The 24,137-nt window shown below is 71.8% G+C and carries 22 protein-coding genes; 11 read left to right on the top strand and 11 right to left on the bottom strand.

Going from position 1 to position 24,137, the window contains the following annotated elements; translation table 11 throughout:
- Nucleotides 1-25: 25 nt before the first annotated feature.
- Nucleotides 26-502 carry a redox-sensitive transcriptional activator SoxR gene (gene soxR, locus ACY34M_RS34290; RefSeq protein WP_462723197.1) on the top strand — a complete coding sequence of 159 codons (477 nt, stop codon included), beginning with the start codon at nt 26-28 and terminating at the stop codon, nt 500-502.
- Here soxR and ACY34M_RS34295 read toward each other — a convergent pair.
- Together ACY34M_RS34295 and ACY34M_RS34300 are read right to left on the bottom strand one after the other, a co-directional pair.
- Nucleotides 450-1,799, bottom strand: a complete 1,350-nt coding sequence (locus ACY34M_RS34295) for a uracil-xanthine permease family protein (RefSeq protein WP_462723196.1) — start codon at nt 1,797-1,799, stop codon at nt 450-452. The two genes, soxR and ACY34M_RS34295, sit on opposite strands and share 53 nt — an antisense overlap.
- Nucleotides 1,784-2,902, bottom strand: coding sequence for an aryl-sulfate sulfotransferase (locus ACY34M_RS34300; RefSeq protein ID WP_462723195.1), 1,119 nt, complete (start codon nt 2,900-2,902; stop codon nt 1,784-1,786). Before ACY34M_RS34300 ends, ACY34M_RS34295 begins: the two co-directional genes overlap by 16 nt.
- A gap of 120 nt (nt 2,903-3,022) precedes the next feature.
- On the opposite strand from ACY34M_RS34300, the gene ACY34M_RS34305 reads away from it, so the two are divergent.
- The 3 genes from ACY34M_RS34305 to ACY34M_RS34315 all read left to right on the top strand — a co-directional run bounded on the left by ACY34M_RS34305 (nt 3,023) and on the right by ACY34M_RS34315 (nt 5,857).
- Nucleotides 3,023-3,535 (top strand): helix-turn-helix domain-containing protein, encoded by a 513-nt coding sequence (locus ACY34M_RS34305; protein ID WP_462723194.1) that lies wholly within the window; start codon nt 3,023-3,025, stop codon nt 3,533-3,535.
- Nucleotides 3,536-3,621: 86 nt separating this feature from the next.
- A complete protein-coding gene (locus ACY34M_RS34310) occupies nt 3,622-4,134 on the top strand; it encodes a hypothetical protein (protein ID WP_462723193.1) in 513 nt (170 codons plus the stop codon).
- Nucleotides 4,135-4,216: 82 nt separating this feature from the next.
- Nucleotides 4,217-5,857 (top strand): immunity 49 family protein, encoded by a 1,641-nt coding sequence (locus ACY34M_RS34315; RefSeq protein WP_462723192.1) that lies wholly within the window; start codon nt 4,217-4,219, stop codon nt 5,855-5,857.
- 88 nt (nt 5,858-5,945) lie between these two features.
- Here the strand turns inward: ACY34M_RS34315 and ACY34M_RS34320 are convergent, their stop codons facing one another.
- Nucleotides 5,946-6,548: a hypothetical protein gene (locus tag ACY34M_RS34320; RefSeq protein ID WP_462723191.1), complete on the bottom strand. Its 603-nt coding sequence runs from the start codon at nt 6,546-6,548 to the stop codon at nt 5,946-5,948.
- Nucleotides 6,549-6,812: 264 nt separating this feature from the next.
- Here ACY34M_RS34320 and ACY34M_RS34325 point away from each other — a divergent pair, with 264 nt between their 5' ends.
- Nucleotides 6,813-9,707, top strand: a complete 2,895-nt coding sequence (locus ACY34M_RS34325) for a penicillin acylase family protein (RefSeq protein WP_462723190.1) — start codon at nt 6,813-6,815, stop codon at nt 9,705-9,707.
- An 18-nt stretch (nt 9,708-9,725) separates the two neighbouring features.
- On the opposite strand, the gene ACY34M_RS34330 is transcribed toward ACY34M_RS34325, so the two are convergent.
- The 3 genes from ACY34M_RS34330 to ACY34M_RS34340 all read right to left on the bottom strand — a co-directional run bounded on the left by ACY34M_RS34330 (nt 9,726) and on the right by ACY34M_RS34340 (nt 13,776).
- Nucleotides 9,726-11,018 carry a serine-threonine protein kinase gene (locus ACY34M_RS34330; RefSeq protein ID WP_462723189.1) on the bottom strand — a complete coding sequence of 431 codons (1,293 nt, stop codon included), beginning with the start codon at nt 11,016-11,018 and terminating at the stop codon, nt 9,726-9,728.
- 103 nt (nt 11,019-11,121) lie between these two features.
- Nucleotides 11,122-12,444, bottom strand: coding sequence for an MFS transporter (locus ACY34M_RS34335; RefSeq protein ID WP_462723188.1), 1,323 nt, complete (start codon nt 12,442-12,444; stop codon nt 11,122-11,124).
- Between the two features lie 81 nt (nt 12,445-12,525).
- The gene (locus ACY34M_RS34340; RefSeq protein WP_462723187.1) at nt 12,526-13,776 is read right to left on the bottom strand and encodes an exo-beta-N-acetylmuramidase NamZ family protein; all 1,251 of its coding nucleotides are present in this window, start codon (nt 13,774-13,776) and stop codon (nt 12,526-12,528) included.
- A gap of 151 nt (nt 13,777-13,927) precedes the next feature.
- On the opposite strand from ACY34M_RS34340, the gene ACY34M_RS34345 reads away from it, so the two are divergent.
- From ACY34M_RS34345 to ACY34M_RS34355, 3 genes are read left to right on the top strand one after another with little or no spacing between them, the layout of a single operon-like run.
- On the top strand, nt 13,928-14,710 hold the full coding sequence (locus ACY34M_RS34345; RefSeq protein WP_462723186.1) for an SDR family oxidoreductase: 783 nt from the start codon (nt 13,928-13,930) through the stop codon (nt 14,708-14,710).
- Nucleotides 14,707-16,374, top strand: coding sequence for a class I adenylate-forming enzyme family protein (locus ACY34M_RS34350; protein ID WP_462723185.1), 1,668 nt, complete (start codon nt 14,707-14,709; stop codon nt 16,372-16,374). Before ACY34M_RS34345 ends, ACY34M_RS34350 begins: the two co-directional genes overlap by 4 nt.
- A gap of 26 nt (nt 16,375-16,400) precedes the next feature.
- Nucleotides 16,401-16,994: a TetR/AcrR family transcriptional regulator gene (locus ACY34M_RS34355; RefSeq protein ID WP_462723184.1), complete on the top strand. Its 594-nt coding sequence runs from the start codon at nt 16,401-16,403 to the stop codon at nt 16,992-16,994.
- 2 nt (nt 16,995-16,996) lie between these two features.
- On the opposite strand, the gene ACY34M_RS34360 is transcribed toward ACY34M_RS34355, so the two are convergent.
- Nucleotides 16,997-18,025 (bottom strand): phosphotransferase family protein, encoded by a 1,029-nt coding sequence (locus tag ACY34M_RS34360; protein ID WP_462723183.1) that lies wholly within the window; start codon nt 18,023-18,025, stop codon nt 16,997-16,999.
- A gap of 183 nt (nt 18,026-18,208) precedes the next feature.
- On the opposite strand from ACY34M_RS34360, the gene ACY34M_RS34365 reads away from it, so the two are divergent.
- A complete protein-coding gene (locus ACY34M_RS34365) occupies nt 18,209-19,144 on the top strand; it encodes an NADP-dependent oxidoreductase (RefSeq protein ID WP_462723182.1) in 936 nt (311 codons plus the stop codon).
- Nucleotides 19,145-19,153: 9 nt separating this feature from the next.
- Here ACY34M_RS34365 and ACY34M_RS34370 read toward each other — a convergent pair whose 3' ends face one another.
- The 4 genes from ACY34M_RS34370 to ACY34M_RS34385 are packed head-to-tail and all read right to left on the bottom strand — an operon-like array spanning nt 19,154 to nt 21,316.
- Nucleotides 19,154-19,480 carry a DUF202 domain-containing protein gene (locus ACY34M_RS34370; RefSeq protein WP_462723181.1) on the bottom strand — a complete coding sequence of 109 codons (327 nt, stop codon included), beginning with the start codon at nt 19,478-19,480 and terminating at the stop codon, nt 19,154-19,156.
- Nucleotides 19,477-19,869 carry a YidH family protein gene (locus ACY34M_RS34375; RefSeq protein WP_462723180.1) on the bottom strand — a complete coding sequence of 131 codons (393 nt, stop codon included), beginning with the start codon at nt 19,867-19,869 and terminating at the stop codon, nt 19,477-19,479. The genes ACY34M_RS34370 and ACY34M_RS34375 overlap by 4 nt, the downstream gene beginning before the upstream one ends.
- Before the next feature lie 39 nt (nt 19,870-19,908).
- A complete protein-coding gene (locus ACY34M_RS34380; protein WP_462723179.1) occupies nt 19,909-20,415 on the bottom strand; it encodes an NUDIX hydrolase in 507 nt (168 codons plus the stop codon).
- Nucleotides 20,416-20,425: 10 nt separating this feature from the next.
- Nucleotides 20,426-21,316 (bottom strand): DMT family transporter, encoded by an 891-nt coding sequence (locus ACY34M_RS34385; RefSeq protein WP_462723178.1) that lies wholly within the window; start codon nt 21,314-21,316, stop codon nt 20,426-20,428.
- Nucleotides 21,317-21,537: 221 nt separating this feature from the next.
- Here ACY34M_RS34385 and ACY34M_RS34390 point away from each other — a divergent pair, with 221 nt between their 5' ends.
- Together ACY34M_RS34390 and ACY34M_RS34395 are read left to right on the top strand one after the other, a co-directional pair.
- Entirely contained in the window at nt 21,538-22,515 is a 978-nt protein-coding gene (locus ACY34M_RS34390) for a hypothetical protein (protein WP_462723177.1), read from the top strand.
- Nucleotides 22,516-22,558: 43 nt separating this feature from the next.
- Entirely contained in the window at nt 22,559-24,100 is a 1,542-nt protein-coding gene (locus ACY34M_RS34395) for an APC family permease (RefSeq protein ID WP_462723176.1), read from the top strand.
- Nucleotides 24,101-24,137 lie beyond the last annotated feature (37 nt).

Below are 24,137 nucleotides of genomic sequence, written 5' to 3' on the forward strand. Positions count from 1 at the left end.
CCGCCCCCGCACTAGGCTCGGCCGGGTGCCACAGATTCCGGAGAAGATCCACGAGCTCACCGTCGGCCAGGTGTCGGCGCGCAGCGGAGCCGCCGTCTCCGCACTGCACTTCTACGAGGCCAAGGGTCTGATCACCAGCCGCCGCACCTCCGGCAACCAGCGCCGCTACAGCCGCGACACGCTGCGCCGCGTCGCCTTCGTCCGGGCCGCTCAGCGCGTCGGCATCCCGCTCGCCACGATCCGCGACGCCCTCGCCGAACTCCCCGAGGAGCGCACCCCGAACCGGGACGACTGGGCGCGCCTCTCGGAGGTCTGGCGGTCGGAACTGGACGAGCGGATCAAGCAGTTGGGCCGGCTGCGCGATCACCTCACCGACTGCATCGGGTGCGGCTGCCTGTCCCTGGAGAACTGCGTCCTGTCCAACCCGGACGACGTGTTCGGCGAGCGGCTCACGGGCTCCCGTCTGATGGGGGAGCGTCGAGAGCGTCCTGCGGGGGAGTGAGCCTCGGGCCGAGCGTCCGGAACACGGCGCTGAGCACGACCGCCGCGATGGCCCCGGCCGCGACCCCGCTGCCGAACAGCGTGCGGGCCCAGGTCGGCAGCTCCGCGTACATCTCGGGTGCCACGATCGGCAGCATGCCGATCACGAGAGCGAGCGCGATGACGACGCTGTCCGTGCCGTGCGTGAGATCGGTGCGGGAGAGCATGCCGAAGCCCATGACCGCGATCACCGCGTAGATGACGAGCCCCGCGGCCCCCACCACCGGCTCCGGGATCGCCGCGAGGATCCGGGTCAGCGGAGTGATCAGTCCGCACACGATCAGCAGCACACCGGCCGCCGCCGTCACGAACCGGCTGCGTACGCGGGTGAGCTGGACGATGCCGATGTTCTCGGCGCTGGTCACCATCAGCGACGTACCGAAGAGTCCCGAGCCGAGCGAGACCAGCGCGTCGGCGCGGGCGATGCGCGGCACGTCGCGGCCCGCGTCGGGGGTGCGGCCCACGGCCTCGCTGTTGAGGACGGTCTGCCCGGTGGCCTCGGCGAGCGAGGCGAGGGCGAAGACCAGGAGCGGGATCGCGGCGAGCAGGTCGAAGTGCGGGGCGCCGTACGGGAAGGGGTCGGGCAGCGCGAACGTGCCGCCGTGGGCGACCTCGATGTCGGTGCCGGAGAGCGCCGCGATCACCGTGCCGCAGACCAGGCCGAGCAGTACCGCCATCTGCCGCCACACGCCCCGCAGGACGAGGAAGAACACCGCGATCACGCCGAGCGTCGCGAAGCCGAGGCCCGGACCCGAGGCGACCATCGGCGCGGTCACCTTGATCATGTTGATGCCGATGAGGACAACGGTCGTGCCCATCACCAGTGGCGGGAACAGCCGGACCAGGCGCCCGTAGAAGGGCAGGACGCAGAGCAGGAAGGCGGCGGCGACCAGGACGGAGCCCGAGGCGGTCGCCGGACCGTACTCCTGCGCGATCTGGAGGAAGATCGCGACCGCGGCGCCGCCCGGCAGCATCAGGAACGGCAGCCGGGCGCCGACCCGCAGCGCCGCGACCCCGAGCGACTGGAGCAGCGCGCCGATTCCGCAGAGCACGAGGGTCGCGCTGAGCAGCGAGGCGGTCTGCGCCGTCGACAGCTTCAGGGTCGTCGCGATGAGGATGACGGAGGAGACGGGGGCCGCCACGCCCGCCAGCACGTGCTGGCAGGCGAGGGGGACGAGACGCTTCAGGGGCAGTCGCTCGTCGACGGGTGCCGTGCTCGTGTCGGGGTGTGCCGCGTTGGCGGTCACCGGTTCAGCCACGGCAGCTCGGCAGCGGCGTAGCGGTAGGAACGGAACACGGCGTTGGGCTCGGACGGGAAGAGCTTGCGGACCTCTTCCTCGGAGTAGCCGCCGAAGAACGGGACGATGTACTCCCAGCACAGGTAGCCGTCCTCGGTCACCTCGAAGAGGCGGCCCGCGGGGGAGTCGGTGACCAGGGTGTTGCCGTTCGGGAGGCGCTGGGCGCTGCCCATGAACGGCGCGAAGAACGACTCGCGCGCCGGGTCGTGGTACTCCCACGCGATCTTGCCGCTGGAGCGCTCGATCTCGATGACCCGGCTGAACGGCACGTCCCAGTGCGGCCGGAAGACGCCGTTGTCGAAGACGAGGAAGTTGCCGTTCTCCAGCTCGGTCGGGCAGTGCTGCTGCGAGACGACGCCCGGCTCGGAGCGCCAGACGATGTCCCCGGTGGCCCGCTCGATGACGACGACGGCCGACACGGAGCGGAAGCTCGCGAGGATGTTCCCGTCGGCGAGCGGCAGCACGCTGTTGATGAGCGGGTAGTGCTCGCGGGCGTAGTCCGGGTGGAGCGGGAACTCCTCGCGGTCCAGGCGCTCGGAGACCTTCCACTCCCAGGTCGTGTTCCCCTCGGCATCGACCTCGACGATCGTGTCCGCCCAGATGGTCTCCCCGCCCGCCTCCGAGCCGGGTACGCCGCCGCGCACGGCGGCCGCCGCGTCGCCGGTCAGCGCTTCGAGCGCGGTGTAGAGGATCCGGCCGTCGCCGTAGTGGTGGGCGTCGTGGTGCTGGAGCGGGTCGCGGTGTTCGCGCACGACCGTGCCGTCCGGGGTGATCTCCTGCATGAGGCCGCCGCGGTACTTGTGCCACATGGGGAAGAGGGCGGGCTCGTCGGGCAGCACGCCGTTGTAGGCGAGGTTCCCGTTCTCCAGGATCCGGGCGTGCCGGCCGGGGCGGTTCGGCAGGTTCCACTGGTGGACGACCTCGCCGTGCAGGTCGATCAGGTACACCTCGCCGGTGCCGGTCAGCGGGGCGAACAGCGTGTAGCCGCCGAACGCCGCGTCCTCGTCGAGGGCGAGGAGTCCGGTGCCGCGGCGGCGGCGCTGGTTCTGGTCCACACGAGCCATGGAGGCCCTCCGTCCAGTGGTGAAGTGCGTGGTTAACTTTTTTAAGTACTGGTTAATGAGTTAACCACGACGGTAGGGTGCGGGGGAACAGGGGCCGAGGCGAAAGGGCGTTACAAGTTCATGAACGTGGGACCGGGCATTCGACGCAGGCGCCGCGGCCTCGAGCTGACCCTCGCCGAGGTGGCCCGCCGTGCCGGGGTCTCCGTCCCGTTCCTCAGCCAGGTGGAGAACGGGCGCTCGCGCCCCAGCATGGGCTCGCTGCAGCGCATCGCCGACGCCCTCGACACCACCGCCGTCGAACTCCTCGCCTCCGCCGAGCCGCCCCGGCCGGTCGACGTGGTGCGCGCGGCGGAGAAGCCCGCGATGGCCGACGGCGCGCGCCCCCTCGTCCGTGGCGAACAGCGGCTGCACGCACTGGAGTTCACCGGCGAGCACGACTGGGAGCGCGTCTTCCGGCACGCGGGCGACGAGGTCATGTACGTCGCCGACGGCTCGATCGAGACCGAGGTGGACGACACCCACTACGTCCTGGAGCGTGGCGACACCCTCTACTGCGCCGCCGGACTCGCCCACCGCTGGCGCCCGTTGGAACCGGGGACACGGGTCCTCGTCGTGGGGATCGCCAAGCCGTAACCGGCGACAGTCGTCCGCACCCCTTGTCGGCGGCCCGACTTGGCGCGACCATGCGTCCCACCATCACCACGGGGGAGGCCGACGGCATGGCAGTAGCGGTCAGTTCACTCAAGTACGAGTCCGCCCGCACGGGCCCGCAGACCCTGTTCTACGACCCCGACGGCTACCACCTCGTGCGCTTCCCGTACGCGCGCGCCGAGGAGTCGTACGACCCGTGGGCCATGCACGACCCGGCGGGCGGCGGCGCCGCGTCGGCGTACCCTGACGCCCGCTCCGGGCTCATCTGGCCGAGCCACGACGGCTGGGGCACGCTGTCCGCGCTCGTCTTCTGGGCCGCGGACCGGCGCGCGACCGAGTACCGCGCCCGCTTCGTGCGCGATCCGCTGGGCCTCGCCACCGGCTACGACTCGACCGCCACCACCGACATCTCGGCCACGGGCGGCGGGCAGTTCCGCTCGTACACCTGGCAGATGTTCGTGCACCCCGGCACGCCGGTCGGCTTCAAGGTCTCGGCCCGCTCGGGGGACAACCCGCTGAAGGTGCCGATCACGCTGGCCGAGTTCAAGCTCGCGATCCAGACGGACGTCATCACGCCCTGACCCGCGGCGCCCGTCCTGCGGTCCGGTCCCGTCTTCCGGATTGGCCCGCTGGAGGGGCCCCACGGCTCGTAGAGTCGCCCCCGTGACTGAGAACGAGGCTCCGGATTCCCACCTGCCCATGCTCGCGACACCGCAGGCCGAGCGGCTCAGGGCGCTCGTCGCCGAGTGCGTGCGGGCGCGATACGGGGCGGAGCGGGACCTCGTCCTCGTCGGCGACGCGGTCAAGCGCGACGGCCACCTCTTCCCCCTCGCGAACCTGGCGCGGCGGTGCGGAGCGGCGCCCGAGGACGACTGGCCGGCCCTCGTCGACCAGCACTTCGCGGCCCTCGCGGACGCCTCGCGGGGCGACGAGTCCGCCGAGGAACTGCTCGCGGGGACCTGTCTGCGGCTGGTTCCCACCGACGCCGTCGACACGACCGTGCCCCTGCACGCGCGCGAGGTCGCCGAAGGGCTGCGCCTCGCCCTCGCGCTCGACGGGCCCGACTCCGTACGCCTGTTGACCGAGGAGGACGTGGCGCGGGCCGGGGCCGACGAGCTGTGGGAGGCCGCGCGGCGCGCCCTGGCCGGGGAGTCGATGCGGTACGAGGAGGTCCGGCTCGACGGGCACCCGGTCCTCTACTCCGTGTACGGCGACGCGCACTCCGTGGCGACCAAGGCCGTCGTCCTGCCCGAGGTCGTCGCCGAGGTCACCGGGCGGCGGATGCCCGAGGCGGGCGCCCTCGTCGCCGTGCCCACCCGGCACCTGCTCGCCTTCCACCCGATCGTCGACGGGGGTGTGGCAGACGCCCTCAACGACCTTGCCACGTATGCCGTCCGGGCCCACGAGGAAGGCCCCGGGCCGCTCTCGCCGCGCGTCTACTGGTGGCACGACGGGCGCCTCACCTCGCTCACCGTCATCGACGACGAGACCCGCACGGTCGAGCAGCGGCCGCCGCGCGCACTCGTCGACGTGATGCAGGCGCTGCGCGCGCTCGACCGGGCGGGCCGGCTCTCCTCCGCCACCGGGCCCCACCCGGAGCCCGACTCCTTCGCCGCCGCGCTCACCCGCGCCCTCGCGCACGCGGAGAGCGACCCCGACGCCGCCGAGGCCGGGACGTGGGAGGCGTGGATCGCGGCGCAGCAGCGCGGCACCGACCTGTTCGCCGAGCACGGCAAGGACGGCGAACCCGCGCCGGAGGGCGGGGAAACGGAGCCGGGGGGCGATGCTGCCCGCGCCTGGCTCGACGCCTTCTACCTCACCCTCGTCACCCGCGACCGCGAGCGCACCACCCGCCTGTGCCAGGTGCCGCTCGACGTGCTGCGCGCCGGCGCCCCCGTGGACGACTACGTGCCGCACTGGATCGACGTCCTGCAGAGCCACTGGCTGCGCCGCCCCGTCGACGACGTCGTGGACCGGCTCGTCACCACCATCGAGGCCTCGCACCCCGACGTCGCGACGCTCGCGCCGAAGGACTTCCTCAACCTCGTCGACTACCAGCCCGTCGCCCTGTTCCATCGGCTGCTCACGCACGACCACGAGGCCTTCGGCGAGGCGCTCGCGGAATCCCTTGTGCAGCACGCCGGTTACTGGGGCGAGTCGCAGGCACCGCGCGCCCGTGTGGCGCTCGGCCCGCTCGCCCTCGCCTGCCTCGCGTACGACATGGACTTCCCGGTCCGCACCGACCTGCCGTACCTGCCGAAGTACCTGCTCAACCGGCAGCGCCTGGAGGTCGCGCCGCGCTAGGACGGCAGGCGCTGGATCAGGGGGTGCGCCGATGGTCGGGGCCGCACCCCCGTCGCGCTGTACGTCACCCGGTTCCGTGGGGCCGGCCTTACGCGGAGACGAGCAGCCGCGCCAGCCTCGCCTCCGCGAGGGCCATGGGTGTGAGGACCGGTCGGGGCACGACGATGCCGCAGTGGGTGCACACCGGACCCGATGAGGGTTCGTGCGCCAGGTCGTGCTGCCAGACCAGTCGGGTGTCCGCGCACACCGGGCAGCACGCGCCCGGATCGCGCTCAAGTGCCGTGATGAGCCTGCGCAGCACTTCGGCCAGCGGCTCCGTGGGATGCACCGACGGGTCGTCGCACCAGGCGACTCCGAAGCCGCCCCAGGTCAGCCGGTGCCAGTCGTCCACGCTGCCGGGGCTGCGCAGCCCGTCGTGCTTCTCCTTGCGCCTGCGCTCCGCGAAGGCGACTTCGTACGCGAGCCAGACGGCGCGCGCCTCCTCCAGCTCCTCCAACGCCGCGACCAGGCGGGCCGGGTCGGGGGAGCGGTCCTCGGGGTCGAACCCCGCCCGGGAGCAGAGGTGGTCCCAGGTCGCTCGGTGCCCGTAAGGGGCAAATCTCTCCAGGCACTTGCGCAGAGAGTAACGCCGCAGTGCCAGATCGCTCAGCGGATCGCGCACCTGTCTCGCCAGACTTCGGAATCCGGCCATCGCCCTGCACCTCCGTCACACGTACGTCGGCGTCGCCGCAGCCATGAAGCGACGTCGAGTAGACGTATCGACACGCGATTCGGATCCCCTCGAAGGCCACCGAGTCCCATCCGATTTCCGATGGGACCCATCACTGTCACCTTCTGAGGTCGGGGAGTACCTGAGTGATCCCTGTGCTGATTCCGAAAACGTGACGCATGTTCATCTTCTGTCTTTGGCTAACCGTCGGTAACCTCCGGCTCACCACCGTCGGGAGGACCAGGCATGCGACGACGCATTCCCCGCACCACCCTGTACAGAACCCTTACGGCAAGCCTTACGAGGAGAGTTACGGCCGTGGCGGCGCTCGTGCTCACCGCCGGGCTGCTCACTCCGGTGTCGACGGCGGGCGCGACCACCGCGTCCGCCGCCGGCGAACCCGCTCCGGCCACCGACTACTGCAAGGGCCAGTGCGCGGACATACTTCCGCCCGGCGCGAACGGAAGCGCCACGCTCGCCCAGATCCTCGGCAACAAATTGCTGGGCACCCAGCCTCCGCACGCCGACGATCAACTCGGTCCTTATGACGCGCTGTCGTCCGGGTATCCCTCGCTCACCGACGACACTCTCACGAACTTCTTCAACGATTCCTCCTTCGGCGTCAAGGACGATCAGGTCGGGTCCGTCACCCAGCCCCGCGAGGACGTGACCATCACCCGTGACAAGAAGAACGGCGTACCCCACATCAAAGGTTCCTCGCGCTACGGAACAGAATTCGGGGCCGGCTACGCCGCAGGTCAGGACCGTCTCTGGCTGATCGATCTGTTCCGCCACATAGGCCGGGGCGAATTGACGTCGTTCGCCGGCGGCGCGCTCGCGAACCAGGGTCTTGAGCAGGAGTTCTGGCCCCAGGCCCCGTATACCGAAAAGGACCTCGAACAGCAGGTCGAGTACATCAAGAGCACCGGCGGCGAGCGCGGCAAGCAGGCCATGGAGGACGCGCAGGCCTATATCGACGGCCTCAACGCCTATCGCGAGAAGTCGAAGAACGGCCGCTATTTCCCCGGCGAGTACGTGCTCACCGGCAAGGTCGACGCGATCACGAACGCGGGCGAGATCCAGCCGTTCAAGGTCACCGACATGATCGCCCTCGCCTCCGTGGTCGGCGGACTCTTCGGCAACGGCGGCGGCGGAGAGGTCGACGCGGCGCTCTCGCTGCTCAAGGCGCAGGACAAGTACGGCGTCGAGAAGGGCACGCAGGTCTGGGAGTCCTTCCGCGGCCGTGAGGACCCGGAGGCCGTCACCACGATCCACGACGGCACCGCCTTCCCGTACGGCGAGAAGCCGGAGAACGCGCGCGGGCAGGCGCTTCCCGACAAGGGCTCGGTGGAGAAGGAGCCCCTCGTGTACGACCGCGAGGGCTCGGCCGCCACGGAGTCCAAGAAGTCGCAGGAGGCCCCCAAGGACCCCGTGAAGGCACCGGCCAAGCTCAAGCCGCTCCAGGGCATGTACGACGACGGGGTGCTGCCCTCCGACCTGTTCACGCGGTCGGCGTCCAAGAAGGGCATGTCGAACGCGCTCCTCGTCAACGGCAAGCACACCGCGTCCGGCAACCCGGTCGCCGTGTTCGGCCCGCAGACCGGCTACTTCGCGCCACAACTGCTGATGATGCAGGAGCTCCAGGGCCCCGGCATCAGCGCGCGCGGCGTCTCCTTCGCGGGCGTCGGCATGTACGTCCAGCTCGGCCGCGGCCAGGACTACTCCTGGTCCGCGACCTCGGCGACCCAGGACATCACCGACACGTACGCGGTGCCGCTGTGCGAGGCCGACGGCTCCCAGCCGACCAGGCAGTCGACCTCGTACATGTACCGGGGCACGTGCACGCCCATGGAGAAGATGGAGCGGAAGAACGCCTGGAAGCCGACCGTCGCGGACTCCACGGCCGCCGGCTCCTACCGGATGCAGGTCTTCCGGACGAAGTACGGGATCGTCTCCCACCGCGCCACCGTCGACGGGAAACCCGTCGCCTACACCGCACTTCGCTCCACCTACCGCCACGAGGCCGACTCGATCCTCGGCTTCCAGATGCTGAACGACCCGACGTACGTCAAGGACGCCGCGTCGTTCCAGAAGGCGGCGCAGCACATCAACTACGCGTTCAACTGGTTCTACGCCGACTCCCGCGACATCGCGTACTACAACAGCGGCACCAACCCGGTGCGCGCCAAGGACGTCGACATGTCGCTGCCGGTGCGGGGCGAACAGGCCTATGAGTGGAAGGACTTCGATCCGGCGGCCAACACCTCCGCCGAGACGCCGCCGTCCCAGCACCCGAACTCGGTCGACCAGGACTACTACGTCTCCTGGAACAACAAGCAGGCCAAGGGCTTCTCCTCGCCCAACTTCAGCATGGGCGCCGTTCACCGCGCCGACCTGCTGAACGACCGGGTGAAGAAGCTCACCGAGCGCGGCGGCGTCACCAGGGCCTCGCTCACACGGGCCATGGAGGAGGCCGCCGTCACCGACCTGCGCGGCGAGCAGGTGCTCCCGGAGATGCTCAAGGTCATCCGCAGCAAGCCGCTCGGCGACCTCGACAACCCGCAGCTGACCAAGGCCGTGCAGCAGTTGGAGGCATGGGAGAAGGCGGGCGCCCAGCGCAACCAGACGTCCGCCGGGTCCAAGACGTACGCCCACCCCGACGCCGTCCGGATCATGGACGCCTGGTGGCCGCTGATGGTCGAGGCCGAGTTCAAGCCGGGCCTCGGCGACGAGCTGTACAAGTCGCTGACCTCACAACTGGCCGTCGACGAGGCGCCGTCCGCCGGGCACGGACCGACCGGCGCGCACGCGGGATCCGCCTTCCAGTACGGCTGGTGGGGCTACGCCGACAAGGACCTGCGGTCGGTGCTCGGTGAGCCGGTGAAGGGCAGGCTCGGCGCCACGTACTGCGGCTCCGGCGATCTGTCGGCCTGCCGGGACGTGCTCCTCGCGACGCTGTCCGAGGCAGCCGCCAAGCCCGCCACCGAGGTGTACCCCGGTGACGACACCTGCAAGGCGGGCGAGCAGTGGTGCGCCGACAGCATCGGCCACCGCGCCGTCGGCGGCATCACGCACCGCAATATCCAGTGGCAGAACCGGCCCACGTACCAGCAGGTCGTGGAGTTCCCGGCACACCGCTAGTGCCCCTGGGCGGGGCGGTCACCGTGGTCGGTTCTCCGTGGTGATCCGCCCCGCCCCGAGCACCACCCGCGCCAGCTCGGCGTGGCAGATGTCGCTGTGGGCCCCCGAAGGCGGGGACCCGCGGCGCACCACCTGCGCCGCGTCCACGCTCACACAGCCCGCACCCGGTACCCCCGCCCGCAGCACGTCCGCCAGCGTGAACCGGACCGCGCCGCCGACGTCCTTGATCCCGTCGTGGCCGAGCGCGCCCCACCGCTCGCCGAGGTCGACCAGCCCCCGGTCGTCGCCCGCGAGCCGCGAGGCCAGCGGGTACATCACCCCCAGCGCGGTGTCGTACCGCGAGAAGCACGCCACCAGCGGCCCGTCCACCCGCGCCTGCCGCCCCTTCAGCGCACCCCCGGGCGCGAACGCGTAGTGCGAGAAAGCCCCCTGAAGGAGCGTCACGGACTTCACGTTGCGGGCGGGCTTCGGCAGTCCGGCCAGTGCGAAGGAGACGAGGCGCGCGCCGAAGCTGTGCCCCACCAGGTGCACCCGTACGTCGGGCGCCTGCTCGGCGAGGCGGCCGAGCGCCGGGCCGAGCCCGGCCTGGCCGACCTTCCCCGCCCGCCGCTTCATCGCGAAGTACGCGGCCTGGCGCAGCAGTTCGTGCCCGCCCTTCCATGCCTGCGCGAGCCCGCCGGGCAGCCCGAAGGACGCCGCGGCGTCCGGTCCCGCCGCCGTCTGCAGAGCCGCCGCGAACTCCAGGCACACGGTCCGGGTGTCCTCGTGGAGCATCGCGGGCGTGCTGTGCGGCCCGCCGTCCTCCGTGGTGTCGGCTCCGGTGGCCGCGGGGCCGACACCGGCCAACTGGCGGACCAGGCCGCCGAACTCGTCGAACGCGGACGCCGCGTCCGACTGCTGCTCCAGGCGCCGCGCGAGCAGGTCCACGACGGGTCCGCCGCGCGGGAAGACCTCGGTGAGCGCCTGCCGGGTGCCCTTGTCGAGCGTGGTCCGCGGGACCGCTGCGGCGGCCGACGGATCGAAGTCCGGGATCTGCTCGTCCGTGAACCGCATCGAGGGCCACAGCACCCCCACGTAGCCGATCCCGGCGTTCGGCGCGAGCCCGGGGAACGGGGCGAAGAAGCGGTCGTACAGGTGGGTCGCCATGGCCCGGGTGTTGTTCCAGCCGTGCGCGAAGACCACCAGATCGCGCACCCGGGGTGCCTCGCGGAGCAGGGTGGCGAGCTGCCCGGCGTCCGGATCGCCGTCTGCGTCGAACCTCAGCTCCCAGTAGGGCCGTACACGGACGTCTGGTACGTCGGATGCGGACATGGCGGAACCCCCGTGGTCAGGCGTCGTGCGGCGACGCGTGCCGCGCATCGTCCCGCCGTACCAGGGGGTTGGCCAGATGTCGTGTCGTCAAATGCCGTATAGGTCAGTCCAGTTGCCGCTCACGCGTCTCGGGAAGCGCCAGGACGCACAGCAGTGACACGACCGCCATGGCGCTCACGTACCAGCCCACCGACGAGGAGCCGAGCGCGCTCTGCAGCCGCGTCGCGATCAGCGGGGAGACCGCGCCGCCGAGGACGCCGCCCAGGTTGTACGCGAAGGAGGCCCCGGAGTAGCGCACCTTCGCCCCGAACAGCTCGGGCAGATACGCGCCCATGGGCCCGTACACCACGCCCATGCAGAACAGGGCGCCGCCGAGCGCGAGCGCGATGAGGACCGGCTTCTCGGTGTCCATCAGGGGGAACAGGACCAGGCCCCACACGATCGCGAGGATCGAGCCCGCGAGCACCATCGTGCGCCGCCCGCCCGCGTCCGAGCGCGTCGCCGCGAGCCAGGTGCCGGCCGCGAGGAACAGGCAGGCCACCATCGACACGGCGAGCATCGTGGAGCGCGGCACGCCGAGCGTCGCCGTGCCGTAGGCGAGGCAGTACGTCGTGGCCGTGTAGAAGAGCCCGTACGCGATGATCATGCCGCCCGCGCCGAGCAGGATCTCCTTCGGGTGCCGCTTGAAGACCTCAAGGGCCGGGGCCCTGCTGGCCTCCTGCTCGGCCATCACCTTGGCGAAGACCGGCGTCTCGCTGATCTTCAGGCGGACGAACAGACCGACCGCCACCAGGAGGAACGACAGCAGGAACGGGATGCGCCAGCCCCACGACGTGAAGGCGTCGTCCGAGAGCGACTCGGAGAGCAGCCAGAAGATGCCGGTGGCGGCGAAGAAGCCCACGGACGGGCCGAGTTGCGGGAACGCGGCGAACAGCCCGCGCTTGCCGCGCGGCGCGTGCTCCACCGCGAGCAGCGCCGCCCCGCCCCACTCGCCGCCGAGGCCGACGCCCTGGAGGAACCGCAGCAGTACGAGGAGGATCGGCGCCCACAGACCGAGGGTGCTGTATCCGGGCAGCAGTCCGACGAAGGCCGTCGACAGGCCCATCAGGAGCAGCGAGGCCACCAGGACCGACTTGCGGCCGATCCGGTCGCCGAAGTGACCGAAGACCAGCGAGCCGATCGGGCGGGCCGCGAACGCGACGGCGTACGTCGAGAACGAGGCGAGGGTGGCGTTGATCGGGGTGAGGTTCGGGAAGAACGCGGAGTTGAGGACGAGCGCGGCGGCCGTTCCGTAGACGTAGAAGTCGTAGAACTCGATGGCGGTGCCGATGAAGCTGGCCACGGCCACGCGGCGCAGGCTCTCCGGCTGAGCCTGCGCCGGTTCCGCCTCGGCGAGGTCTTCCCTGGTTGAGTCGTCTCTGAGCACGAGCCGACTCTGGTGTCCGTGTACGGCCCAGTCAATGTCCTGGAACGGACGTCCCGGATCCCGAGACGCCCCGGGCGGCGGTCACTTGTACAGCAGGTACTGGCGCCGCACGTTCCGGAACGCCGCCAGCTCCTCCTGCCACGCCCCGACGATCTCGTCCGTGGACGCGCCCGCGTCGACCATCGTGCGCACCCGCGTGGAGCCGGTGAGCCGGTCGATCGCGTTGTCCGGACGCCAGCCGAAGTCCTTCCAGGCCTTCTTGGCCGTCACAAGGAGGCCGATGCCGGTGCGCACCGGCTCGAAGGCCTCGCGGTCGTCGACGTGGATCTGCACGCCGCCGATCGTCTTGCCCTGGAACTTGGAGAACGTCGGAGCGAAGTACGCCTCCCTGAAGTGCACTCCGGGCAGGCCGAGTTCATTGGCGGCCGCCGCCCAGCGCGCGTCGATGCCCTCGGCGCCGAGCAGTTCGAAGGGACGGGTGGTGCCGCGCCCCTCGGAGAGCAGCGTGCCCTCGAACATGCAGGTGCCGGAGTAGACGAGCGCGGTGTCCGGCGTCGGCATGTTGGGGCTCGGCGGCACCCACGGCAGTCCGGAGGCGTCGTAGAAGTCGCGCCGCTTCCAGCCCGTCATCCGGACGGTCTCCAGCTCGACCGGGTGCTCCAGGTACTCGCCGTTGAAGAGCCCGGCCAGCTCGGTGACCGTCATGCCGTGCGCCTGCGCGATCTCGCGGCGGCCCACGAAGCTCGCGAACTTCCGGTCCAGGATGGGCCCGTAGGCGTTCCGCCCGGTCACCGGGTTCGGGCGGTCGAGCACCACGAAGCGCTTGCCGGCCAGCCGGGCGGCCTCCATGCAGTCGTAGAGCGTCCAGATGTACGTGTAGAAACGCGCGCCCACGTCCTGGATGTCGAAGACGACCGTGTCGACGCCGGACTCCGTGAAGATGTCCGCCAGCGCCTGACCGCTCTTCAGGTACGTGTCGTAGACCGGCAGTTTGGTCGCCGGATCCTCGGTCTTCCCTTCCGAGCCGCCCGCCTGCGCGGTGCCGCGGAAGCCGTGCTCGGGCCCGAACACCGCCTTCAGGTCGACCCGGTCGTCGGCGTGCATCACGTCCACGATGTGCCGCACGTCGCGGGTGACACCGGTGGGGTTGGTGACCATGCCGACCTTCTGGCCCGCGAGCTGCGCGTAGCCGCTGTCCACCAGGCGCTCGAAGCCGGTACGCAGCCGGGGACCGCCGATGCCGGGGGCGGCGCTCGCCTCCGCGCCGCCGACGCCCAAGCCACCCGCGACGCCCGCTCCCGCCGCGAGCAGCCCTCGTCTCGACACGTTCATGGGTGAACCTCCGTGATCTTCGGGACTGGCACGGTCACGCACGCTAGTCGCGGAATCCCCGTCGCGGAACGAACCGACACCACGAAGCCCTTTCCCAGCGACATACCGACTGGTTAGTCTGCCCGGCAGCCGGAGCTTTCGAAGGAGACCGATGGTGCACAGTCCGCAGGGCCAGTCAGTCGTCGTCACCGGAGCGGGCGGGGGCATCGGAGCCGCCGTCGCCCGCCGCTTCGCAGCCGAGGGAGCCCGCGTCGTCGTCAACGACCTGGACGCCGCCAAGGCGCGGGCGGTCGCCGACGAGATCGGCGCGACGGCCGTGCCGGGCGACGCCTCCGCGATCATCGACGAGGCCCGCGAGGCGCTCGGCGGCACCGTCGACGTCTACTGCGCCAACGCGGGCGTCGCCTGCGGCGGCACCTTCGGCGACCCCGGGGGCGAGGGCCTCGACGAGCGGGAGTGGGCGCGGTCCTGGGACGTCAACGTGATGGCGCACGTCCGCGCCGCGCACACGCTCCTGCCGGACTGGCTGGAGCGGGGCAGCGGCCGCTTCGTCTCCACCGTCTCCGCCGCCGGGCTGCTCACGATGATCGGCGCGGCCCCGTACAGCGTCACCAAGCACGGCGCGTACGCCTTCGCCGAGTGGCTCTCCCTCACGTACCGGCACCGCGGTCTGAAGGTCCACGCGATCTGCCCGCAGGGCGTGCGCACCGACATGCTCAAGGGCGCCGGATCCGCCGGTGACCTCGTGCTCGCGCCGACCGCGATCGAACCGGAGGACGTCGCCGAGGCGCTGTTCAAGGGCATCGCCGAGGACCGCTTCCTGATCCTGCCGCACCCCGAGGTCGCCGAGTACTACGCGGCCCGGGCCGCCGGCCCCGAGGGCTGGCTGACCACCATGAACCGCATCCAGCAGAAGTGGGAGGCCGCCCGGTGAGCGAGTCGATCTACGAGGCGAAGCCCTGGCTCGCCGTCCTCAACGACGCGCAGAAGGCCCCGGTCACCCCGGCCGCCACCGTCGTGCACGCCTTCGCCGACGCCGTGCGCCGCGCCCCCGACCGCACGGCCCTCGCCTACTTCGACGGCCGCCTCTCCTACGCCGACGTGGACGCGCTCTCCGACTCCGTGGCCGGGCACCTCGCCGCCCGCGGCCTGGAGCGCGGCGACCGCGTCGCGATCATGCTGCAGAACTCGCCGCACTTCGTGCTCGCGCTGCTCGGCGCGTTCAAGGCGGGCGCCGTCGTCGTCCCGGTCAACCCCATGTACAAGGCGGGGGAGGTGCGGCACGTCCTGCACGACGCCGAGGTGACCGGGATCGTCTGCTCGGACCGGGCCTGGGAGGCGTATCTGCGCGAGACGGCGGCGGACTCGCCCGTGCGGATCGCGCTGACCGCCTGCGAACTCGACCTCCAGACGCGGAACGACGAGCGCGTGCTGAACTTCGAGCGCGTCACGCCCGCCGCCACCGACGCCGACGACCTCGTGACCGTCGCGCACGCGGGCCACAAGGCGCCCGGCGGGCGGGAACCGGCGGCCGACGACATCGCGCTGATCAGCTACACGTCCGGCACGAGCGGCACCCCGAAGGGCGCCACCAACCTGCACCGAAACATCACCTTCAACGCGGAGCGCCAGCGCACCGGCCTCGGACTCCCCGAGGGAGCCGTCTACTTCGCGCTCGCGCCCCTGTTCCACATCACCGGCATGGTCTGCGAGCTCGTCGCCTCCTTCGCCAATGCGGGCACCCTCGCGCTCGCCTACCGCTTCGAACCCGGCGTCGTCCTCGACGCGTTCGCCGAGCACCGGCCCGCCTACACGGTCGGCCCGTCGACGGCCTTCATGGCGCTCGGCGCGCAGCCGCAGGCGACCCGCGAGCACTTCGCGTCGTTCCACTCCATCTCGTCCGGCGGCGCCCCGGTGCCGCCCGCCCTGGTGGAGAAGTTCCGTGCCGACTTCGGCCCGTACATCCACAACGGCTACGGCCTCACCGAGTGCACCGCTCCTTGCGCGTCCGTGCCGCCGGGCGTCGAGGCGCCCGTCGACGAGGCGTCGGGGACCCTCGCCGTCGGCGTGCCGGGGCCCGACTCGGTCGTCCGCATCGTCGACGACCTCGGGGGCGACGTCCCCTTCGGTGAGCACGGCGAGATCGCGGTGCGCGGACCGCAGGTCGTGCCCGGCTACTGGCGCCGCCCCGAGGCCACCGAAGAGGGCTTCCCGGACGGGGAACTGCGGACCGGGGACATCGGCTTCATGGACACCGACGGCTGGCTGTACGTCGTCGACCGCAAGAAGGACATGATCAACGCGTCCGGGTTCAAGGTGTGGCCGCGCGAGGTCGAGGACGTCCTCTACGGCCACCCCGCCGTCCGCGAGGCGGCCGTCGTCGGCATCCCCGACGCGTACCGCGGCGAGAGCGTGAAGGCGTACGTGAGCCTGCGCCCCGGCGCCGAGGCGAGCCCCGAGGACCTGTCCGCCTACTGCAAGGAACGCCTCGCCGCGTACAAGTACCCGCGCGAGGTCGAGGTCCTCGTCGAGCTTCCGAAGACGGCGAGTGGGAAGATCCTGCGGCGGGAACTGCGTTCCCCGAAGGCACAGGCATAGGAACCATGGAAAGGCAGGTGGCGGCAGTGCCCAGGACGACCGACGGCGACGGCACGCCCGTCCCGCAACGACTCCTCGCGGCCGCCACCCGGCTGTTCGCCGATCAGGGCTACGACCGCACGTCGGTGCAGGAGATCGTGGAGGCCGCGGGCGTCACCAAGGGCGCCCTCTACCACTACTTCGGCTCGAAGGACGATCTGCTGCACGAGGTGTACGCGCGCGTGCTGCGCCTCCAGCAGGAGCGGCTCGACGCGTTCGCCGACCGGGACGAGCCGGTCGAGAAGCGGCTGCGGGAGGCCGCCGCCGACGTGGTGGTCACGACGATCGACAACCTCGACGACGCGTCGATCTTCTTCCGGTCCATGCACCACCTGAGCCCGGAGAAGAACAAGCAGGTGCGGGCCGAGCGGCGGCGCTACCACGAGCGCTTCCGCGCGCTCATCGAAGAGGGCCAGAAGACCGGCGTCTTCACGACGCGGACGCCGGCCGACCTGGTGGTCGACTACCACTTCGGCTCGATCCACCACCTGTCCACGTGGTACCGGCCCGACGGCCCGCTGACCCCGCAGGAGCTGGCCGACCAGCTGGCCGACCTGCTGCTGCGGGCGCTGCGGCCGTAGGGTCAGCCCTCCTTGAGGGTGCGCAGGCCGTGGTCGATGAAGACCGGGACCAGTTCGCCGATCCGGTCGAAGCCCGCGCCCACGGTCTGGCCGAGGGTGAAGCGGTAGTGGATGCCCTCCAGGATCACGGCCAGCTTGAACCAGGCGAACGCCGTGTACCAGGAGACCGCCGACACGTCGCGGCCCGAGCGCTCGGCGTACCGCTCGATCAGCTCGGCGGGGGAGGGGTGGCCGGGCGCGGACGACGTCGTGGAGATCGGTGAATTGGGCATGTCCAGGTTCGCGCTGTACATCGCGAGCAGGCCCACGTCGGTGAGCGGGTCGCCGAGCGTCGACATCTCCCAGTCGAGGATCGCCTTGATCCGGTCGACCCCGTCGGCGTCCTGCCGGACCAGCACGTTGTCGAGCCGGTAGTCGCCGTGCACGATCGTCGGCGCGGGGGACGTGGGCAGCGCCCGGCCGAGCCCCGCCTGCAGCTCGTCGATCCCGGCGAGCTCGCGGTTGCGGGAGGCGTCCAGCTGCTTGCCCCAGCGGCGCAGCTGCCGGTCGAGGAAGCCCTCGGGCCGCCCGAAGTCGCCGAGCCCGACCGCGGCCGGATCCACCGCGTGCAGATCGACGAGCGTGTCCACGAGCCCCAGCACGGCGGCGCGGGTGCGCTCGGGCCCGAGCGGCGCCAGCTCCTGCTCGGTGCGGTAGGGCGTGCCCTCGACGAACTCCATGACGTAGAACGGCGCCCCGATGACGTTCTCGTCCTCGCACAGGAGCACCGGTTCCGGCACCGGCACGTTCGTCGGATGCAGTCCCGCGATCACCCGGTGCTCGCGCTTCATGTCGTGCGCGGTGGCGAGCACGTGCCCCAGCGGCGGCCTGCGCACCACCCACTTCGTGGCACCGTCGCTCACCTGGTACGTCAGGTTCGAGCGCCCGCCCTCGATCAGCCGACCGGTCAGCGGCCCGGCGACCAGACCGGGGCGCTCCCGGTCGAGGTGGGCGCGGAGCTGGTCGAGGTCGAGACCTTTGGGGTGACTCATCGCGTTCCTCCGAGAATCCGGGCAGTATCCGGTCAGTATCCGGGCAACAGTGATGGCCATCATGCCGACCAGTCGGTATGGCGTCCAGGGGCACCCGGAAACGTGATCGTTCTTACGCCCCCGGCAACTCGCCCGGCCCCGCCCCGCATGCCCCCACCCCCGGGCCGTGGGAGCCTTCCGGCCATGAAGGCGATCAGCTACCGCTCGTACGGCGGCCCGGAAGTCCTCGAATACGGCGAGGTCCACGACCCCAAGGTGGGGCCCGACTCGGTCCTCGTGAAGGTGCGCGCCGCCGCCGTCAACCCGGTGGACCGGCACTGCCGCGCCGGGCACCTGGACGCGCTGCTCGACCCCGTCTTCCCGGTGATCCCCGGCTGGGACGTGTCCGGCGTGGTGGTCCAGCCCGGCGTCGCCGTCACCGAGTTCGCGCCGGGCGACGAGGTCATCGGGTACGTACGGGAGGACTTCCTGTCCCGCGGCACCTTCGCCGAGTACGTGGCCGCGCCCGTGCGCACCCTCGCCCGCAAGCCCCGCAACCTCACGTTCGAGGAGGCCGCGGGCCTGCCGCTGGCCGGGCTCACCGCGTACCAGGTGCTGACGCGGGGCCTGGAGGTGCAGGAGGGCGACGTGGTCCTGGTGCACGCGGCGGCCGGCGGCGTCGGCTCGTTCGCCGTGCAGCTCGCCCGGCACTTCGGGGCCCGCGTCATCGGCACCGCGAGCGAGCGCAACCACGACTACCTGAGGGAACTCGGCGCGGAACCGGTCGCCTACGGGGACGGCCTCGCCGAGCGCGTCCGGGCGCTGGCGCCGGAGGGCGTCGACGCGGCGTTCGACACGGTGGGCGGCGAGACGCTGCGGGTCTCCGCCGAACTGCTGGCCCCCGGCGGGCGGCTCGCGTCCATCGCCGACGGCGACGTGATCGGGCTCGGCGGCCGGTACTGCTGGGTCCACCCCGACGCCGCCGACCTCGCCCGCCTCACGGACCTCGCCGAGGCCGACGTGGTGACGGTGCACGTCGACGAGGTGCTGCCGCTGGAGCAGGCGGCGCGGGCCCACGAGCTGAGCGAGACGGGGCGCACCCGCGGAAAAGTGGTGGTCACGGTCCCGTGGGGCGAGTGACCGCACCCGTCACACGAGGAGTGCCGCCGCGCAGACCGTGATCGCGACCGTGCACAGCGCGGCGGCCATGGCCTGCCGCCGGGTCATCACGGGCGGCGCCGCCTCGTGCCGGGCGAGGCCGGTGATCCGCTGGTGGGCGACCGCCACGAAGCCGAGCCACAGCAGCAGGCACAGCGCCGTGGCCACGAACCGCACGGCGCCGTTGTCGCTGTTCAGCGTCGCCTTCAGCGCGAGCACCGCCGCGACCGTGCCGGACAGCGTGGTCCGCCGCCACGCCAGCCGCGTCCGCGCGGGCTGGAGTCCGGGGTCGCGCACGGGGCCGCCCGCCTCGCTCACCCCTCCCACCCCACGAACACGATGACGACCATGGCCACCGAGACCAGCGCCACCACCACACCGAGGATCGCGGGGAACTTCGACACCGGCAGGTCCTCGCCGCGCCGCATCGCCAGCTCGCAGCGCACCCAGTGCCCCACGGCCCGCAGCGAGCACAGCGCGCCCGCCGCGAGCAGCGCGAGCGCGAGCCCGACGCGCCAGCCCCAGCGCAGGTCGGGCAGGAACTGGTCCACGGCGAAACCGCCACCGATCAGCGCGAGCGCGGTGCGCACCCAGGCCAGGAAGGTGCGCTCGTTGGCGAGCGAGAAGCGGTAGTCGGGAGTGTCACCCTCGTCCCTGACCCGCTCCGGCGCGAACCAGAGCCGGATACTGCGTACAAATTCGATCACCCGCGGCACATTACCCGCGGGGCACCCGGACCCCGCGGGTCACCTGTGCGCCTTCCACCGCTCGTACGCCGCGAGCCCGTCGGGCGTCCAGTCCCACTCGCCGATCCGCCGCTCCAGCTCGTCGGGGCTCAGGAACGCGTGCCAGTCGATCTCCTCGGCCTGCGGGTGCACCGGCAGGTCGAATGTGACCTCGTAGACGTACGACCACCAGGACTGCCCCGCATCGCCCTCGTAGAGGAACTTGAACAGCGGGGTGGGCCGCGGCAGTCCGCTCACGCCCAGCTCCTCCTCCGCCTCGCGCAGCGCCGCCTCGTCGTAGGTCTCTCCGGCGCCGACGACACCGCCGACGAACATGTCGTGGTGGGAGGGGAAGACGAGCTTGGTGGGCGTGCGGCGGTGCACGAAGATGTCCCCGGCCGGGTTCCTGGCGAGGACGAAGGCGCACCGGTGGCGCAGGTGCCGGGCGTAGGCCTCGCCGCGCGGCGCCTGGCGCACGACGTTGTCGTGCTCGTCGACGATGTCGAGGATTTCTTCTGCGGGGTTCATGCACCGCAGGCTAAAGGGGCGCCTCCACCCGGTCCCGGCCGGTCGCCGCGGCGCCCGGCATCGCGGGGTGCAGCCCCAGCAGGACGACGCCCACCACGATCCCGGCGAGTCCCACCGCCTCCCACGCGAGCGCCCCCGTGTCCATCCGCAGCCGGTCGCCCAGAAAGCCCACGCCGCAGGCGATCCCGGCCAGCGGCTGCGCCGCCGTCAGGGCGGGCAGCGACATCCGCAGCGGCGCCGTCTCGAACGCGCTCTGCACCAGCACGAGCCCCGTGACCCCGAGCACGAGCACGGCGTACGGCTGCCAGCCGGTGAACAGCTCAGGCCAGCCGCCCGCGGCGAACCGCTGACCGCTCACCCGCGTCAACGCGTCCTGCACCCCGTACAGCAGCCCCGCCGCCACCGCGAGCAGCACCGGGCCCGCGCTCAGCCGGGAGCGCTTGGCCAGGGCCGCGAGGAGCAGCGCCCCGCCGACCATCACACCGATGATCAGCCAGTGCCGCAGCGGATCGGTGACCGCGCTGCCGCCCTGCGGCTGCCCGGCGACGATGAACGCCGTGACGCCGCCCGCGAGCAGCAGCAGCCCGGCCCAGCCCTGCCGGCCGAGCGGCGATCTCGTCTGGCGGCGGGAGAGCAGCAGGGCGAAGAGGAGGTTCGTGGCGAGCAGCGGCTCGACGAGGGTCACCTCGCCCTGGCCGAGGGCGACGGCGCCGAGCACCATGCCGCACACCATCAGACCGATCCCGCCGAGCCAGCGCGGTACGCGCATCAGATCGAGCAGCAGCCGGGGGGAGAGGAAGTCACTGAGCGGGGCCCGCACCGCCGCGTTCTGCTGGAGGACGAAACCGATGCCCAGACAGAACGCCGCGCCGACCGAGAGGACGAGGACGACAACCGACACGCTGTCGACGATAGCGGCCCGCGCCGCCGCCCGCCCGCGAGCGACCGGAGCCGCCGCCTCCATGGCCGAACTCACCTGCTCTTTCGGCTAGTTGGTGAGCTGTGTCACGGGTTGACCTTGACGCGGACACCTCCGTACCGGTTTCCTTGGCGTGATCATCGACCGGACACCGACCCCTTCCGTCCCACTCACATCTGAACAGTCGTAAGGACCCCGCCGCGGTGCCCCCACCTCCGCCTCCGCTCGGGCGCTCCCGCAAGAAGCCCGCGCACCCTCCCGCCTACGGCGACCCCGCGCTCGACGACACCGAGCTCGTCTCCGCCCGCTCCGCCCTCGCGCGCGGCCGCTGGACCGCCGCCAGATCCCTGCTGCGCGACACCGGTTCCGACTGGGACCTGCGCGGCCACCGTGTCCTCGGCCTCGCCGACGAACCCACGGCGCGGGTCTGGGCCCGCGACTGGCTGCTCGCCGAACCCGACTCCACCGACGCCGCGGTGCTGCTCGCCTGCGCGGGCGTGCTGCGCGCCGTCGAGGGCCGCGTCCGCCCCGAAAAGGCGCGCGCGGCCTGTGCCGAGGCGGCGGAGCTCGTGCCCGACGATCCGACGCCGCTGCTCGGACTGCTGCTCCTGGAGCGGGAACTGGGCAGCGAGGAGGACGTCGTACGGCTCTTCGACGAGGTCCGGCTGCGGCATCCGGGGCATCACCACGCACACCACCTGATGGTCGCCCGGCTCGCCGAGCGGCGCGCCGACGTCGGCCAGGACCCGCTGCACGAGGTGTACGACTTCGCGTCCTGGGCGACCGAACAGGCCCCGCCCGAATCGCCGTTGGCGGTGCTGCCGGTCGTCGCGCACGCGGAGCGCTACCGGGTGCTCGCGCGCGCGGGCGTACTGGGCGACGAGCCGAAGACGTCCGGGCACTGGGCCGGGCGGCGCGCCCGGCTCGTCTTGAAGGCCGCGTTCGACTGGTGGCTGGAGTGGGGCGCCGCGCGCGAGGTGCCGGGCACCCCGCACCCGCGCGGCCGCGTCGACCTCAACTACCTGGCGCACGCGAAGTACTGCGAGGGCCGCCCCGCGGAGGCGGCCGCCCTGTTCCACCGGATCGGCCGGCACAGCACGCCGCACCCCTGGTCGTACCCCGACCGGGACCCGTACGAAGCGTTCCGGGTCGCGCGCGGCGCCGCGCTCGGCTCGGCGTGAGGCGCACCCCCAACTCCCGCCACTCCTCGAAGGGAACCCCTCCATGACCGCGAGCGCGAGACCGTCCGAGTCGGCCGATCCGGCCATCCACACCTATCGGGGCGAGGCGAGCGCGCTGCGCGCCGGGCGGCTCGGCACGACGGGGCTGCTGCTCTCGGTGCTCGCCGCGACGGCGCCGCTGATGGTGGTGGCCGGGGTCATGCCCACCACCTTCGCGGTGGTGGGCGCGGTGGGCCAGCCCCTGCTGTTCCTCGCGCTCGGCGTGGTCCTCGCGCTGTTCAGCGTCGGCTACGCGGAGATGAGCCGGCACGTGCACAACGCCGGGGCGTTCTACGCATACATATCGCGCGGGCTCGGACCGACGGCGGGATCCGCGGCGGCGCTGGTCGCGCTCGTCGCCTACAGCGCGTTCCAGGTCGGCATCTTCGGCATGTTCGGCTTCGAGGTGTCGGCGCTGGCGCGCGAGCACCTGGACGTCGGCATCGCGTGGTGGATCCCGGCGCTCTTCGCGGTCGCCGTCGTCGCCGTCTGCGGACTGCTGAAGATCGACATCAACGCGCGGGTGCTCGGTGTGCTGCTGCTGATCGAGGTGGCGCTCGTCGTCGTCTTCGACATCGCGGCCTTCGGCTCACCCGGCCCCGAGGGCGTCTCCCTGCACGCCTTCGACCCGCAGACGCTGTCCGGCGTGGGCATCGGCACCGCGCTCTGCTTCTGCATCTCGGCGTTCGCCGGCTTCGAGCAGGCGCCCGTGTACGCGGAGGAGACCAGCCGCCCGCACATCCTGGTGCCCCGCGTGATGTACCTGGCGGTCGGCGGCGTCGCCGTCTTCTTCGCGATCAGCTCCTGGGCGCTGACGGTGGCCACCGGCCCCTCGGGGATCGTCGGGGCCGCGCGGAAGCAGTCGGCGGGGCTGCTGTTCGGGCTGACGGAGGACCGGCTCGGCGGCACGTTCACGGACGTCATGCACGTCCTGTTCATCACCGGCATGTTCGCGGCGATGCTCAGCTTCCACAACGTGGTCGCCCGGTACGCGTTCGCCATGGGCCGCGAGGGCCTGCTGCCGCCCCTGTTCGGCCGCACCAGCAGCGCGAGCGGCGCCCCGGCCGCGGGCTCCGTGCTGATCACGGTGATCGCTGCGGTCGTCGTGACCGTCTTCGCCGTCACCGACTCCGGCGCCGCGAACGACCCGACTGCCCCCGTGCTCCGGCTCTTCACCTGGGGCGGGAACATCGGCGCGCTCGGCGTCATCCTCCTGATGGCGACCGCGTCCCTCGCCGTCGTCGTCTTCTTCGCGCGGCGCGGGGCGGCGCGCGTCCAGGCCTGGCGGCTCACGGCCTCCGCCGTGGCGGGCCTCGCGCTCCTCGTCATCGCCGGCTACACGGTCAAGGACTTCGACGTCCTGGTCGGCTCGGGCCCCGGCTCCGTGCTCAACTGGCTGCTCCCGGCGATCATCGCGCTCGCGGCCGTGATCGGCGCCGCGTACGGACTGCTCCTGCGCCGCAGGGACCCCGCCGCGCACGCGCGGATCGGCCTGGGCAACGAGGCGTTCCAACTCGACAAGCGGGCGACCGACCCGGCCGAGTGAGGCCCCGGCCCGGCCGAACGACGAGGGCGCCCCCACC

Source organism: Streptomyces sp. EDA2-14 (assembly GCF_054963755.1).